We start from the raw sequence: 13,765 nt of genomic DNA on the forward strand, positions 1-13,765 counted from the left end.
TGCTCCAAAGCTAAGGTGCGGGCGCGCTGTCCACCACCAGCGCCGCCAGTGCCATCCGCTCGAGCAGGGGGCGGGCCGCTCCGGCCGCCAGCCTCCTGCCATGGCTCCGGACCGAGTGCGGGGTTGAATTGATGAGGCCGAACGTGGCATGGGCACGCATCCGCAGCTCAGCCGCATCGGTCCCCGGGTGGACCTCGGCCAGGACGTCCACCCACACCTCCACGTAGCTGCGCTGCAGGGTGCGCACCGCGGATTGGTCCTGCTCCGACAAATTGCTGAAGTCACGGTCCTGAACCCGGATCACGTCCGGCTTGCTGAGGGCGAAGTCCACCTGGAACTCCACCAGCCGGCGCAGGGCAGCCAGGGGGTCCGGCGCACTGTCCACCACCTGGCGCCCACCGTGCAGCAGTTCCTGGCTCACGGTGACCAGGAGATCCGCCAGGACGGCCTGTTTGCCGGGAAAGTGGCGGTAGACCGCGGGGCCGCTGACGCCCGCCGCCGCGCCAAGATCCTCCAGCGAAACGCGGTTGAAGCCGTTGAGCGCGAACAGCGAAGCCGCAGCCGACAGCAAAGCCTGCCGCCGGTTCTCCTTGGCCTTGCCCCGCTGGGTTGTTGGAACGGAGTGGGTTGTTGGAATGGGCTGGGCGGCGGGGGCCGGCTGCACTGTATTGCTGGGCACTTTTCCTCCTTGAGCCGACCACAGAGTCTAGCAACGCGGCGATGTGTTGGACATCACAGTTAATCGAGACTAACCTGAATTTCAGTTATTAGTCACTAACCGAGTTGGCGGTAAAGCCGGCCCGGCACAGACAAGGACGGACCGTCAATGGAGACCCTGGCTACCCGGCTTGACCCCGCAAGCGAGGCCTTCCGCGCCAACCGGGAAGCGCAGTTGGCGCTCGCGGGGGAATTGCGGAAGAGGCTGGCGGATGCAGCGCTGGGCGGTCCCCAGAAGTCGCGGGACCGGCACGTGGCGCGGGGCAAGCTGCTGCCGCGGGACCGGATCGACCAATTGCTGGATGAGGGCTGCCCGTTCCTGGAGATCGCACCCCTGGCGGCCAACGGGATGTATGGCGACGAGGCTCCCGGGGCCGGGGTCATCGCCGGCATCGGCCTGGTGCACGGCCGGCAGGTCCTGGTCATCTCCAATGACGCCACCGTTAAGGGCGGCACGTACTACCCCATGACGGTGAAGAAGCATCTCCGGGCCCAGGAGGTCGCGCTGGAGAACGGGCTGCCCTGCATCTACCTGGTGGATTCGGGCGGGGCTTTCCTGCCCAAGCAGGACGAGGTCTTCCCGGACAGGGACCACTTTGGCCGGATCTTCTACAACCAGGCGCGTCTCTCAGCCGGCAAAATTCCACAGATTGCTGCCGTGATGGGGTCCTGCACGGCCGGCGGCGCCTATGTCCCCGCCATGAGCGACGAAACCGTCATCGTCCGGAACCAGGGCACCATCTTCCTGGGCGGACCGCCGCTGGTGAAGGCGGCAATCGGGGAAATCGTCACCGCCGAGGAACTGGGCGGCGGCGAGGTGCACTCCCGGGTTTCCGGCGTGACGGACCACCTCGCCGAGAACGACGAACATGCCCTGCAGATCGTCAGGGACATCGTCTCCACCCTCCCGCCACCCGCCGCGCCCGCCTGGCAGGTGGAACCCGCCGTCGAACCTGCCGTGGACCCGGAGGGGCTCTATGGTGCGGTGCCCACGGACGTCAACGCGCCCTACGACGTCCACGAGGTTATTGCACGCCTGGTGGACGGGAGCAGGTTCCATGAATTCAAAAAGGACTACGGCACCACCCTCGTCACGGGATTCGCCCGGATCCATGGGCACCCGGTAGGGATCGTGGCCAACAACGGCGTGCTGTTCAGCGAATCCTCGCTCAAGGGGGCGCACTTCATTGAGCTGTGCGACCAGCGGGGGATCCCGCTGGTCTTCCTGCAGAACATCTCCGGCTTCATGGTGGGCAGGGACGCCGAGCAGGGGGGAATCGCCAAGAACGGCGCCAAGATGGTGACGGCCGTTGCCACGGCACGGGTGCCCAAGTTGACCGTGGTGATTGGCGGTTCCTTCGGGGCGGGAAACTACTCCATGTGCGGCCGCGCCTACTCGCCGAGGTTCCTGTGGATGTGGCCGGCTGCCCGGATTTCCGTGATGGGCGGCAACCAGGCCGCCAGCGTGCTGGCCACCGTAAAGCGGGACCAGTATGAAGCAGCAGGTGAGGACTGGCCGGCAGAGGACGAGGAAGCCTTCAAGGCGCCCATCCGGCAGCAGTACGAGGACCAGGGCAGCCCCTACTACTCCACCGCGCGGCTGTGGGATGACGCCGTTATCGACCCCGCCGATACCCGCATCGTCCTGGGCCTGGCGCTCGACGTCGTCTCCCGCACCCCCTTGCCGGAGACCTCCTTCGGCCTCTTCCGGATGTGAGCCAGGAATGACAATGCAAACCAACGCAGCAACAAGCAGCACGGCTTCCGCTGCGGCGGTGGACGGCAAGCCCCTCTTCAGCACCGTACTGGTGGCCAACCGCGGCGAAATCGCCTGCCGCGTCATCCGCACGCTGCGCCACCTGGGAATCCGTTCGGTGGCCGTCTACAGCGATGCCGACGCCGGCGCCCGCCACGTGCGCGAAGCGGACGCTGCCGTGCGCATCGGCCCCGCCCCGGCGGCAGAGAGCTACCTGAACATTGACGCAGTTATTGAGGCCTGCCGTCACACCGGCGCCGAAGCCGTCCACCCGGGCTATGGCTTCCTGAGTGAGAACGTGGACTTCGCCCGTGCCCTGGAGAAGGCTGGCCTCACGTTCATCGGCCCCGGCGTGGAAGCGCTGAACGTCATGGGCGACAAGATCCGCGCCAAGAACCACGTGGCGGGATACGACGTGCCCGTGGTCCCCGGCGTCGCCAAGCCCGGCATGACGGACAGTGAACTGATGGAGGCCGCTGCCGCCGTCGGCTTTCCGCTGCTCATCAAGCCGTCCGCCGGCGGTGGCGGCAAGGGCATGCATGCCGTCGAAAAACCGGAAGACCTGCCTGCCGCCCTGGCCACGGCCCGGCGTGTAGCGGCCGCCGCGTTCGGCGACGACACCCTGTTCCTGGAACGGCTGGTGACCACCCCGCGGCACATCGAGGTCCAGGTGCTGGCCGACGGCCACGGCAACGTCATCCACCTTGGCGAACGTGAATGTTCCCTGCAGCGCCGGCACCAGAAAGTCATCGAGGAAGCCCCATCACCCTTGCTGGAGGGCCTTCCCAACGGGCCCGAAGTGCGCGCCCGGATCGGTGAGGCCGCCTGCAACGCGGCCCGCAGCGTGAAGTACGTGGGTGCGGGGACCGTCGAATTCCTGGTCTCCGATGACGCACCGGACCAGTTCTTCTTCATGGAGATGAACACGAGGCTGCAGGTGGAACACCCGGTCACCGAAATGGTCACGGGCATCGACCTGGTGGAATGGCAGGTGCGGATCGCCGCGGGGGCGGAGTTGACCGTCCGACAGGCCGGCGTCGTGCTTTCCGGCCATGCGGTGGAGGCGCGGGTCTACGCAGAGGTGCCGGAGAAGAACTTCCTCCCGTCCACCGGGACCGTGCTGGTGCTCGATGAGCTGCCGGGCCCGGCGCAGCGGCCGAGCGCCCCCGCACGGAGCGAAACCGGGACAGTGCAGGGCCGGGTCCGGGTGGACTCATCCCTGGTGGAAGGCCTGGAGCTGTCGGCACACTACGACCCCATGGTTTCCAAGGTGATCGCCTGGGCTGTGGACCGCCCCGCGGCGCTGTCCACGCTGGACGGGGCTTTGTCCGGCTACACGGCGCTGGGCATCGAGACCAATGTCGAGTACGTGCGGCTCCTGGTCAACGACCCCGACGTCCAGGCAGGGCATGTGGATACCGGACTGATTGAACGGAAGCTGCCCGGACTGGCTTTCCGGCGCATCGACAACCCCGAGCTGGTGGCCGCCGCGCTCTACGCGCTGTCCCTGGACGCGCAGGACAACCCTTCCCCGGTGCACGGGCCCTGGCAGGGCAGGAACGGCTGGCGCCTCGGCGCGCCGGCGCCGCGCCGGGTCAGCCTGGGAACGCCCGACGGCGGCGTGGTGACCGTCCAGGTCACCGGCAGTCCCATTGCGGGGGACAAGGCCGTGGTCTCCGTCGACGGCGGTCCGCGGCAGGCAGCCTCGCTGCAGTGGTCGGGCCGGAAAAGCATCGAACTCGACCTGGACGGCGGGCGCCACGCCTACCGGCTGGCACCGGTGTATTCGGGAGCCGCCGGACCAACCTGGGACAACCCTGTGCCGGCCGGTCCCATACAGCTGTACCTCGGCAACGACGGCTGGTCCTGCCGGCTCGATGTCCTGACCCGGGAGGCGCGGCTGGAACGCGTGCTGGCAGCCGTCCAGCGGCAGGAAGGGGCAGCCGACCCGGAGGTGCGCTCGCCGATGCCCGGAACCGTCGTGGCCGTCCCGGTGGCTGACGGGGACGCGGTCCGGGCAGGGGAGGTCCTGGTGTCCGTGGAGGCCATGAAGATGGAGCACCACCTGGTGGCCCCGCTGGCAGGGACCGTGCACTTGACGGCCCGTACGGGTGACCTGGTGAAGGCCGACCAGGTGCTGGCCACTATCCATCCCGCTGCCGCCGGCACAAAAATTCCCAGTACAGAAACAGCAACAGGCACAGCATCAGACACTGCTGCAGACCAAGGCGAAGGAGCCTGAAAATGTCCGGTTTTGAACTCAGCGAGGAATACCAGGACCTCAGCAACACCGTCCGGGAATTCGCCGACGAAGTAGTCGCCCCGGTATCGGCCAAGCACGACGAAGAGCACAGCTTCCCCTACGAAGTGGTGAAGCAGATGGCGGAGATGGGCCTCTTCGGGCTGCCCTTCCCGGAGGAATACGGCGGCATGGGCGGGGACTACTTCGCCCTGGCCCTGGCGCTGGAGCAGCTTGGCCGGGTGGACCAGTCCGTAGCCATCACCCTGGAAGCCGGCGTTTCCCTGGGCGCCATGCCTGTCTACCGTTTCGGTACCGAGGAGCAGAAGCAGGAGTGGCTGCCCATGCTGGCGTCCGGCCAGGCGCTCGCCGGCTTTGGGCTCACCGAGCCCGAGGCCGGTTCGGATGCCGGCGGCACCAAGACCCACGCCCGGCGCGAGGACGGGAACTGGGTCATCAACGGAAACAAGGAGTTCATCACCAACTCCGGCACGGACATCACCCGGCTGGTCACGGTCACCGCTGTCACAGGCCAAAAGGAGCGCGCGGATGGCAGCGTGCAAAAGGAGATTTCCACTATCCTGGTGCCTACCGACACGCCGGGTTTCAAGGCGGAAAAGCCGTACAACAAGGTGGGTTGGAACGCTTCCGACACCCACCCCCTCACCTTGAAGGACGTCCGGGTCCCGGAAGCGAACCTGCTGGGCGCAGAAGGCCGCGGCTATGCCAACTTCCTGTCCATCCTCGATGAGGGCCGGATCGCCATCGCCGCGCTGGCCACCGGCGCGGCCCAGGGCTGCGTGGATCTCTCCGTCAAATACGCCAGCGAGCGCAGGGCATTCGGCCAGGAAATCGGCAAGTACCAGGGCATTTCCTTCAAGATCGCCCGCATGGAGGCCCGGGCCCACACCGCCCGCCTGGCGTACTACGACGCGGCCTTCCGGATGCTTGCCGGCAAGCCGTTCAAGACCCAGGCGGCCATCGCTAAGATGGTCGCAGGCGAGGCGGCCATGGACAATGCGCGGGATGCCACCCAGGTATTCGGCGGCTATGGCTTCATCAACGAGTTCACCGTGGCACGCCACTACCGCGACTCCAAGATCCTTGAAGTGGGGGAGGGCACCACGGAGGTCCAGCTGATGCTGATCGCCCGCGAACTGGGTCTTTAGAAACTGGGACTGTAGCCGGCCTGAGAGGATCACTGATGATTGACAAGGTTGTTGCCAGCGCTGATGAGGCGGTTGCAGACATCCCGGACGGCGCGTCGCTGGCGGTGGGCGGATTCGGCCTCTGTGGAATTCCCGTTGCCTTGATCGACGCCCTGCACCGGGCGGGCACCTCCGGCCTGGAAACCGTCAGCAACAACTGCGGCGTTGACGACTGGGGTTTGGGCATCCTGCTGCGTGACGGGCGCATCCGCCGCACCATCAGCTCCTACGTGGGCGAGAACAAGGAATTCGCACGACAGTACCTCGCCGGTGAGCTCGAAGTGGTGCTCACGCCGCAGGGCACGCTGGCCGAAAAGCTGCGGGCGGGCGGGGCGGGCATCCCGGCGTTCTACACCAAGGCGGGGGTGGGCACGCAGGTGTCCGACGGCGGCCTGCCGCAAAAGTACGACGCCAACGGCGGCATCGCGGTTGCCTCCGCCCCGAAGGAAGTGCGGTCCTTCGGGGGAGTGGACTACGTCCTGGAAGAATCCCTCACCCCTGACTTTGGGCTGGTCCACGCCTGGAAGGGCGACCGGCACGGGAACCTCGTCTTCCACGCCACCGCCATGAACTTCAACCCCCTGTGCGCCATGGCAGGCAGGATCACCATCGCCGAGGTGGAGGAACTCGTGGAGCCCGGTGAGCTGGACCCCGAACACATCCACACCCCCGGCATCTTCGTCCAACGGGTGGTCCTGGCCGCGCACGGGGAGAAACGGATCGAGAAGCGGACAGTGGCGCTGGCCCCGGCACAGGAGCGCGGCACCAACCAGCAGGCAGGAGCTTAGCCATGGACCCGAACAGCCCCTTCGCACCGAGGCCCGAAGGCGTCCGCCCTGAATACCGCCGGGCGGCAGGACAGCAGCATGAGACACCGCCGGACGGGACCGGTGCCAAGGGCTGGACGCGCAACGAACTCGCCGCACGGGTGGCCAGGGAGCTTCGCAACGGCCAGTACGTGAACCTGGGCATCGGGATGCCCACCCTGATCCCCAACTACATTCCCGACGGCGTGGAAGTGGTGCTGCACTCCGAGAACGGGATCCTCGGCGTCGGCCCCTACCCCGCTGAGGACGCGGTGGATCCGGACCTCATCAACGCCGGCAAGGAAACCGTCACGGTCAACCGGGGAGCCGCGTTCTTCGATTCGGCAACATCCTTTGGCATGATCCGGGGCGGCCACGTGGACCTCGCCGTCCTGGGCGCCATGGAGGTGGCCGCCAACGGGGACCTGGCCAACTGGATGATCCCGGGCAAGATGGTCAAAGGCATGGGCGGGGCCATGGACCTGGTGTTCGGTGCCAAGCGGGTCATCGTGATGATGGAGCACGTGGACCGCAACGGCAACCCGAAGATCGTCCAGCAATGCTCACTGCCGCTGACCGGCAAGGGCTGTGTGGACCGGATCATCACCGACCTCGCCGTCATTGATGTCGTCAAGGACAATGGCGCCTCACGCCTGGTGCTTCGCGAACTGGCCCCCAATGTCTCTGCCGAGGACGTGGTGGCGGCCACCGGTGCGGACCTGTTCGAGGAAGACCGGGAACTCACCGTATGACTGACGGAAACGGTCCGGCTTCCCGCCATGAGGACGACGGCGGCAGGAGGGTCATCGAGCAGCGCGGGCTGTACTTCGACGAGCTGGAGGAAGGCGTGCTGTACGCCCACCGTCCCGGACGCACGGTGACCGAAACCGACAACGTCCTCTTCACCACGCTCACCATGAATACCCAGGCGCTGCACCTCGATGCCGCCTGGAGCGCCGGGCAGCCCTTTGGCCAGCGGCTGGTGAACTCGATGTTCACTCTCGCCACCATGGTGGGCCAGTCCGTCACCCAGCTCACCCAGGGAACCATCATTGCCCAGCTGGGCCTGACGGACGTCACGTTCCCGCACCCCCTGTATCACGGCGACACGTTGTACACGGAGACAGCCATCACCGGCAAGCGGCTTTCTTCCTCACGCCCAGGCCAGGGCATCGTTACCATGGAGCACACCGGGCGCAACCAGGACGGAACGGTGGTGGCCCGGGCCACCCGAAGTTGCCTGATGTGGACGCGGGATGCCCACCACAAGGCGCAGGACGCCGGACAGGAGACAATGCCGGTATGACATTCGTAATGGGCCCCGCACTGCTGTTCTGCCCCGCCGACCGGCCCGAGCGCTACCAGAAAGCCGCAGCGCGGGCGGACGCGGTGATCCTGGACCTTGAAGACGCCGTGGCCCCGGCGGACAAGCAGCGCGCCCGGGGTGCCATCCTTGCCCAGTTGGGAACCACTGGTGTGGAACCGGAGCTCGAACCCAGCTGCACCATCGTCAGGGTGAATCCCGTTGGTACGGAGGAGTTTGAAAAGGACCTGCACTGCCTGGCCCATACGCCGTACCGCACGGTGATGCTGGCCAAGGCCGAATCGGCCGAACAGCTCAAGGCGCTCGAGGGCTACCAGGTGATTGCCCTCTGCGAAACGGCCTTAGGCGTGCTCAATGCGCCGGCCATCGCCGCCGCTCCCAACGTGGTGGGCCTGATGTGGGGCGCCGAAGACCTGCTGGCCAGCCTGGGAGGTACGTCCAGCCGTAGGGACGACGGCGGCTACCGGGCCGTGGCCCTGCATGCCCGCTCCGCCGTCCTGCTGGCGGCCCGCGCCTACGGCAAGGAAGCGGTGGACGCCGTCTACACCAACATTCCCGACCTCGACGGACTGGCGGCCGAAGCCGCCGACGCAGTGGCCTCGGGCTTCAGCTCGAAAGCCTGCATCCATCCCAGCCAGGCGGCGGTGGTCCGCAAAGCCTACGCACCATCGGAAGACGAGGTGGCCGCGGCTGTTGCCCTCCTGGAGGCCGCAGGGTCAGCCGGATCGGGAGTGTTCCAGTACCAGGGGAAGATGATCGACGGGCCCATCCTCAAGCACGCCCAGGAAATCGTCCGCCGCGCCGCTGCGAAAGCATAATCCAGCTACCGTTGCCGTCCCTGCTGGCGGCGGAGGGACGTGGGCGGGATGGGCTCGTACAGCAGCGTCCGCACCCAGCGGTTCCCTGTCTCCCGGAACTCCTTCCGGGTGGCGAAGCGGTAATGGAAGGTGCGCACCCGCACCCAGCGCGGGGCGGCGCCGTCGAACGGGTCATGCCTGAGCAGCCGCAGCATCTGCCGGTCCGCCGCCAGCAGCTTGGCAAGGAACGCGTAGAACCATTCCTCGTGCACGGTACGCAGCGGCAGGAACCACATCAGCCAGTCCAGCCGTAAATGGTACGGGGCCCACTGCCGCGGAATCCGGCGCACATCACCGGGCTTGCCCTTGAATCCGTACTCGCGCCAGTCGGAGCTGTCATCAGGGTCATCGTCCAGCGTGCCTTCCACCACCACCTCGATGCGCTGCTTGGTCACCGTGCCGAACGCGCCGTAGGCGTTCACCAGCTGCCACCGGTTGAAACTGGCATTCATCAGCTGGCGGCGGGAGAACAGGTTCCGCAGTGGCCAGTAGCTCAGCACCAGCAACAGGACGGACGCCGCCGCTGTGATGGCCAGCCACCACAGCGGCGTCTCCTGCCGGCCTCCCATGGCTGCGTCCCAGTCCGCCGGGATGGCCGGTACCACCGCGTGCGCCACAGGATCGCTGACGGCCGCGAACGCCAGCACGATCGCCATCCAGTTGAGCCAGGCGAAGTTGCCGCTGGCCACCAGCCACAGCTGGGTGACGATGACCACGCCCGCCGCCACGCCGGCCACGGGCTGTGGAGCGAACAGCAGGAACGGCACCACCAGCTGGGCGATGTGGTTGCCCACCACTTCGATGCGGTGCAGCGGCTTGGGCAGGAGATGTGCCTGCCGGCTGAGGGGGCCGGGCATGGGCTGGGTCTCATGGTGGTAGTACAGCGCCGTCAGGTCGTGCCACTCCCGGCCACCGCGGATCTTTATCATTCCCGCCCCGAATTCCAGCCGGAACACCAGCCAAACGACCAGGATCAGGATGGTCCGCGGCGGCTCGGTCTGGTTGGAGCCCAGGAACGCCACGGTGAAGCCCGCCTCCAGGAGCAGCATTTCCCAGCCGAACCCGTAGAACGTCTGGCCCACGTTCACGATCGACATGTACAGCAGCCACAGGACCAGGAACGTGATCAGTGGAACCCATGGCGGGCCCGTTTGCGGTATCCCGGCCACGAGCAGCGCAGACACCAGCAGGCCGACGGCACAAACGCCGCGAAGCAGCCCGTCCGAATACCGCCAGCGGAACAGCGTGGGCCGGCGCAGGCGGGTGAATGCCGCAAGGAAATCGGGCACCGGGAGGAGGCCGCGCTCGCCGAGGAGGGCGGGAAACTGGTTCAGCGTGGACAGGAACGCAACGAAATACAGTGCAGCGACACCCCGCTGCAGCACCTGCCGGGCGAATTCGTACTCCGGCGCATCGAACCAGGTGAGCCAGTCCACGCAATCCACGTTACGCCCGGCCACCTCCCGGTCAAGGGCGGTCACGGCATTGCAGCAGGCCACGGGCGCAAGCACGCAGGGCAGGGTGCGGGATACTTAACCAATGCAGCCACGCAGAATCGTCCTCCTCGGATCCACCGGTTCCATCGGCACCCAGGCGATTGACGTCGTCGACGGCGCCCCGCACCTGTTCGAGGTGGTGGCGCTCAGTGCCGGCGGCGGCAACCTGGAGCTCCTGGCCCGGCAGGCTGTCCACACCGGTGCGGCGGCGGTGGGAATTGCCGCTGGAGACCCCGGCAGGCTGGAAGCGCTGATCCGCGAGGCCGCGGCAGCTGCAGGCCGTCCAGGGTACCGCCCGGAGATCGTGGCCGGCCCTGACGCCTCCGCGCGGATCGCCGCTGTGGAGGCGGACGTGGTGCTCAACGGCATCACCGGTTCCATCGGCCTGGCACCCACGCTGGCGGCCCTCAAATCCGGAGCCACCCTTGCCCTTGCCAATAAGGAGTCGCTGATCGTGGGCGGCAGCCTGGTCAAGGCTGCAGCGCGTGAGGGGCAGATCGTGCCGGTGGACTCGGAACACTCCGCAATCGCCCAGTGCCTGCGCTCAGGTACCGGGCATGAGGTGGACAAGCTCATCCTTACCGCCTCCGGCGGCCCATTCCGGGGCATGAGCCGGGAGGAACTTCACGCCGTCACCCCGCAGCAGGCGCTTGCCCACCCAACCTGGGACATGGGCCCCATGGTGACCACCAACTCCGCCACGCTGGTGAACAAGGGCCTGGAGGTCATCGAGGCGCACCTGCTGTTCGATATCCCGCTGGACCGGATCGACGTGGTGGTACATCCCCAGTCCATCGTCCACTCCATGGTCCAGTTCGTTGACGGCTCCACCATCGCGCAGGCCTCGCCGCCCGACATGCGGCTGCCCATCGCCTTGGGTCTCGGCTGGCCGGCCCGGGTGCCCGGTGCCGCACGCCCCTGCGACTGGACGCAGGCCGCCACCTGGACCTTCGAACCGCTCGATGCTGGAGCCTTTCCCGCCGTTGGCCTGGCCAAGGACGCCGCACGGCAGGGGAGCACCTTCCCGGCCGTGTTCAATGCGGCCAATGAAGAGGCGGTCACCGCCTTCCATGCCGGCCGCATCCGGTTCACCGACATCGTCGATACCGTGGACAGCGTGCTCAGCGAGCACTCAGGTTCCTCCGGGCTGACGGTGGAATCAGTACTGGATGCTGAAAGCTGGGCACGCACCCGCGCCCACGAACGTTTAGCAGTCAGCAGTCTCTAGGAAGCAGCAGCACCTCCATGACCCCTGTCCTACTTTTCATCCTCGGCGTCGTCTTTGTCGCCGTGGGCATCGCCGTGTCCATCGCGCTCCACGAGGTGGGGCACCTGGTCCCGGCCAAGCTCTTCAAAGTCCGCGTCACCAAGTACATGATCGGCTTCGGGCCCACGCTGTGGTCACGCCGGAAAGGTGAAACCGAGTACGGCGTGAAGGCCGTGCCGCTGGGCGGCTACGTGTCCATGATCGGCATGTACCCGCCCAACAAGGAGGACGGTTCGGTCCGGCCCTCCAGCACCGGCATGTTCCAAACGCTTGCCACCGAGGCCCGTTCCATGGCCCACGAGGAAGTGGGGCCGGGCGACGCAAACCGGGTCTTCTACCGCCTGCCGGTGTGGAAGAAGGTGATTGTGATGCTGGGCGGCCCGGCCATGAACATGATCCTTGGCGTGCTGCTCACCGCCGTGCTGCTGATGGGCTTCGGTATTGCCACAGCCACCACCACCATCTCGGACGTGTCCAAATGCCAGGTGGCCGCAGGCCAAACGGTCGATCCCGACTCCGCGGACTGCCGGCTGACGCCCGCTGCCGCCGCCGGGTTGAAACCAAACGACGTCATCACCTCCTTCGACGGCAAACCCGTCACCAGCTGGGAGCAGCTGACGGAGTGGATCCGCGCCTCCGCCGGCAGGGAAGTGGCCATCACGGTGCAGCGGGACGGCAATTCCGTCTCAACCACCGTGACCCCCGTGCTGTCGGCCCGGCCCGTGATGGGAGCCGACGGCCGGCAGGCCACCGACGCTGCCGGCAACCTCCAGTACCAGGACGTAGGATTCCTCGGCATCGGCGCCCAAACGGCGTTGGTGCCCCAGCCGGCGTCGTCCGTCCTGCCCATGGCGGGGGAGAACATCCGCCAGGTGGCCGGCGTTATCTTCAACCTCCCGGCGCGTGTGGTGGGCGTGGCCAAGGCTGCGTTCAGCGAAGAGCCCCGCGACCCCAACGGCCCCATAAGTGTGGTGGGCGTGGGCAGGGTTGCCGGCGAAGTGGCGGCCATGGAAGCCGTACCGCTGCAGTCCCGGGTGGCCACGCTCATTGGCCTGATGGCGGGACTGAACTTTGCGCTGGCAGTGTTCAACCTGGTCCCGCTTCTGCCCCTCGATGGCGGACATGTGGCCGGGGCCCTCTACGAGGGCATTCGGCGCCGGGTGGCAAAGCTGCGCGGACGGCCGGATCCCGGAGCCTTCGACATCGCCAAGCTGCTTCCCGTCACGTATGTGGTCGCAGCAATGCTAATGGGCATGAGCGTGCTGTTGATCTACGCGGACATCGTCAAGCCGGTCAATCTGTTCGGTTAGGAATCCGATATCGGCTGACTTCAGAAAATCAGTCAAATGTGATTGATCCCCACGACTCAACCCTCTATGGTTGATGAATGTTCGTCATGACCATCGACCAGCGCGGAAGCACCGGTGACCAGGACCGGGTTCCGGCGTTGCTTGCACAGGTTTCACGCCTCGAACTTCCCGAATCCGGACACCCGGTGTTCGACCGGTCGGTCGGGGACGAAGTGCAGGGGGTGGTGCGGGACCCTTCCACGGTGGTGGAGATAGCCCTGCACGCCCTCCGCGAAGGCCGCTGGTACGTGGGGATCGGCGTCGGAAGCGTCTCCCTGCCGCCGGGAGCCAGCCCGCGCGAAGGGACCGGAACTGCTTTTGTTGCCGCCCGCAAGGCTGTCGAGCTCGCCAAAGGCGCCGGCTCCCAGGTGCCGCTGTCAGTGGTGGCCGGCATCATGGCAAGGGAAACCCACGGGGGAACCCCTGTGGAGGAAGGGGTGAAGGGGTGTGCCAATGCGGAGGCGGTTCTTCGGTTGCTCGGCCGGCTTGTCCAGGACCGGACCGAAGCCCAGTGGCGGGTGGTCGATGCCCTGCGCCGCCTGGGCGCCGGCGGGCAGGGTGCAGGCCGGCACGGAAACCAGAAGCAGGTGGCCCTTGAACTTGGAATCTCGGAGCAGTCGGTGAGCCGGACCGTGCTTCGGGCCGGCTGGCAGGAAGAATGGGCAGCCAGGCCGGCTGCTGCCATGCTTCTTGGTTTTGCCGACTCCCAGGTTGCCCAGGCACTCAAGGAGGGCCGGGCTTGAAAA

At 66.8% G+C, this 13,765-nt stretch carries 12 protein-coding genes; 10 read left to right on the top strand and 2 right to left on the bottom strand.

Features of this window, described 5'->3' with window-relative positions; genetic code table 11:
• Positions 1–10: 10 nt before the first annotated feature.
• Positions 11–664, bottom strand: coding sequence for an SACE_7040 family transcriptional regulator (locus FBY33_RS12150; RefSeq protein WP_235010649.1), 654 nt, complete (start codon positions 662–664; stop codon positions 11–13).
• Between the two features lie 162 nt (positions 665–826).
• Between FBY33_RS12150 and FBY33_RS12155 the strand changes: the two genes are divergently transcribed.
• Genes FBY33_RS12155 through FBY33_RS12185 form a run of 7 tightly spaced genes read left to right on the top strand, consistent with a single transcriptional unit; the run spans position 827 to position 8,868 of the window.
• Complete coding sequence (locus FBY33_RS12155) at positions 827–2,434, top strand: carboxyl transferase domain-containing protein (protein ID WP_142030793.1); 1,608 nt, start codon at positions 827–829, stop codon at positions 2,432–2,434.
• A gap of 13 nt (positions 2,435–2,447) precedes the next feature.
• Positions 2,448–4,715 carry an acetyl/propionyl/methylcrotonyl-CoA carboxylase subunit alpha gene (locus tag FBY33_RS12160; protein WP_235010549.1) on the top strand — a complete coding sequence of 756 codons (2,268 nt, stop codon included), beginning with the start codon at positions 2,448–2,450 and terminating at the stop codon, positions 4,713–4,715.
• A gap of 2 nt (positions 4,716–4,717) precedes the next feature.
• Positions 4,718–5,881 (top strand): acyl-CoA dehydrogenase family protein, encoded by a 1,164-nt coding sequence (locus tag FBY33_RS12165; protein ID WP_142030795.1) that lies wholly within the window; start codon positions 4,718–4,720, stop codon positions 5,879–5,881.
• Positions 5,882–5,916: 35 nt separating this feature from the next.
• A complete protein-coding gene (locus tag FBY33_RS12170) occupies positions 5,917–6,708 on the top strand; it encodes a CoA transferase subunit A (protein ID WP_142030796.1) in 792 nt (263 codons plus the stop codon).
• 2 nt (positions 6,709–6,710) lie between these two features.
• Positions 6,711–7,478 (top strand): CoA transferase subunit B, encoded by a 768-nt coding sequence (locus tag FBY33_RS12175; protein WP_142030797.1) that lies wholly within the window; start codon positions 6,711–6,713, stop codon positions 7,476–7,478.
• Positions 7,475–8,032 (top strand): MaoC family dehydratase, encoded by a 558-nt coding sequence (locus FBY33_RS12180; RefSeq protein WP_142030798.1) that lies wholly within the window; start codon positions 7,475–7,477, stop codon positions 8,030–8,032. Before FBY33_RS12175 ends, FBY33_RS12180 begins: the two co-directional genes overlap by 4 nt.
• Positions 8,029–8,868, top strand: coding sequence for an HpcH/HpaI aldolase/citrate lyase family protein (locus tag FBY33_RS12185; RefSeq protein WP_142030799.1), 840 nt, complete (start codon positions 8,029–8,031; stop codon positions 8,866–8,868). Before FBY33_RS12180 ends, FBY33_RS12185 begins: the two co-directional genes overlap by 4 nt.
• A 5-nt stretch (positions 8,869–8,873) precedes the next feature.
• Here FBY33_RS12185 and FBY33_RS12190 read toward each other — a convergent pair whose 3' ends face one another.
• A complete protein-coding gene (locus FBY33_RS12190) occupies positions 8,874–10,343 on the bottom strand; it encodes a lipase maturation factor family protein (RefSeq protein ID WP_142032819.1) in 1,470 nt (489 codons plus the stop codon).
• A gap of 103 nt (positions 10,344–10,446) precedes the next feature.
• Between FBY33_RS12190 and dxr the strand changes: the two genes are divergently transcribed.
• From dxr to FBY33_RS12205, 3 genes are all read left to right on the top strand, one after another.
• The gene (dxr, locus tag FBY33_RS12195) at positions 10,447–11,631 is read left to right on the top strand and encodes a 1-deoxy-D-xylulose-5-phosphate reductoisomerase (protein WP_142030800.1); all 1,185 of its coding nucleotides are present in this window, start codon (positions 10,447–10,449) and stop codon (positions 11,629–11,631) included.
• A gap of 17 nt (positions 11,632–11,648) precedes the next feature.
• A complete protein-coding gene (locus FBY33_RS12200) occupies positions 11,649–12,980 on the top strand; it encodes a M50 family metallopeptidase (protein WP_142030801.1) in 1,332 nt (443 codons plus the stop codon).
• A gap of 77 nt (positions 12,981–13,057) precedes the next feature.
• A complete protein-coding gene (locus FBY33_RS12205) occupies positions 13,058–13,762 on the top strand; it encodes a MarR family transcriptional regulator (protein ID WP_142030802.1) in 705 nt (234 codons plus the stop codon).
• Positions 13,763–13,765 lie beyond the last annotated feature (3 nt).

The organism is Arthrobacter sp. SLBN-112 (assembly GCF_006715225.1).
Lineage (GTDB): Bacteria > Actinomycetota > Actinomycetes > Actinomycetales > Micrococcaceae > Arthrobacter.

What these genes read in the sequence shown, in the direction of transcription:
- FBY33_RS12155 (WP_142030793.1), top strand. Translation starts at nt 827, where the DNA reads ATGGAGACCCTGGCTACCCGGCTTGACCCCGCAAGCGAGGCCTTCCGC.
- FBY33_RS12160 (WP_235010549.1), top strand. Translation starts at nt 2,448, where the DNA reads ATGCAAACCAACGCAGCAACAAGCAGCACGGCTTCCGCTGCGGCGGTG.
- FBY33_RS12165 (WP_142030795.1), top strand. Translation starts at nt 4,718, where the DNA reads ATGTCCGGTTTTGAACTCAGCGAGGAATACCAGGACCTCAGCAACACC.
- FBY33_RS12170 (WP_142030796.1), top strand. Translation starts at nt 5,917, where the DNA reads ATGATTGACAAGGTTGTTGCCAGCGCTGATGAGGCGGTTGCAGACATC.
- FBY33_RS12175 (WP_142030797.1), top strand. Translation starts at nt 6,711, where the DNA reads ATGGACCCGAACAGCCCCTTCGCACCGAGGCCCGAAGGCGTCCGCCCT.
- FBY33_RS12180 (WP_142030798.1), top strand. Translation starts at nt 7,475, where the DNA reads ATGACTGACGGAAACGGTCCGGCTTCCCGCCATGAGGACGACGGCGGC.
- FBY33_RS12185 (WP_142030799.1), top strand. Translation starts at nt 8,029, where the DNA reads ATGACATTCGTAATGGGCCCCGCACTGCTGTTCTGCCCCGCCGACCGG.
- dxr (WP_142030800.1), top strand. Translation starts at nt 10,447, where the DNA reads ATGCAGCCACGCAGAATCGTCCTCCTCGGATCCACCGGTTCCATCGGC.
- FBY33_RS12200 (WP_142030801.1), top strand. Translation starts at nt 11,649, where the DNA reads ATGACCCCTGTCCTACTTTTCATCCTCGGCGTCGTCTTTGTCGCCGTG.
- FBY33_RS12205 (WP_142030802.1), top strand. Translation starts at nt 13,058, where the DNA reads ATGTTCGTCATGACCATCGACCAGCGCGGAAGCACCGGTGACCAGGAC.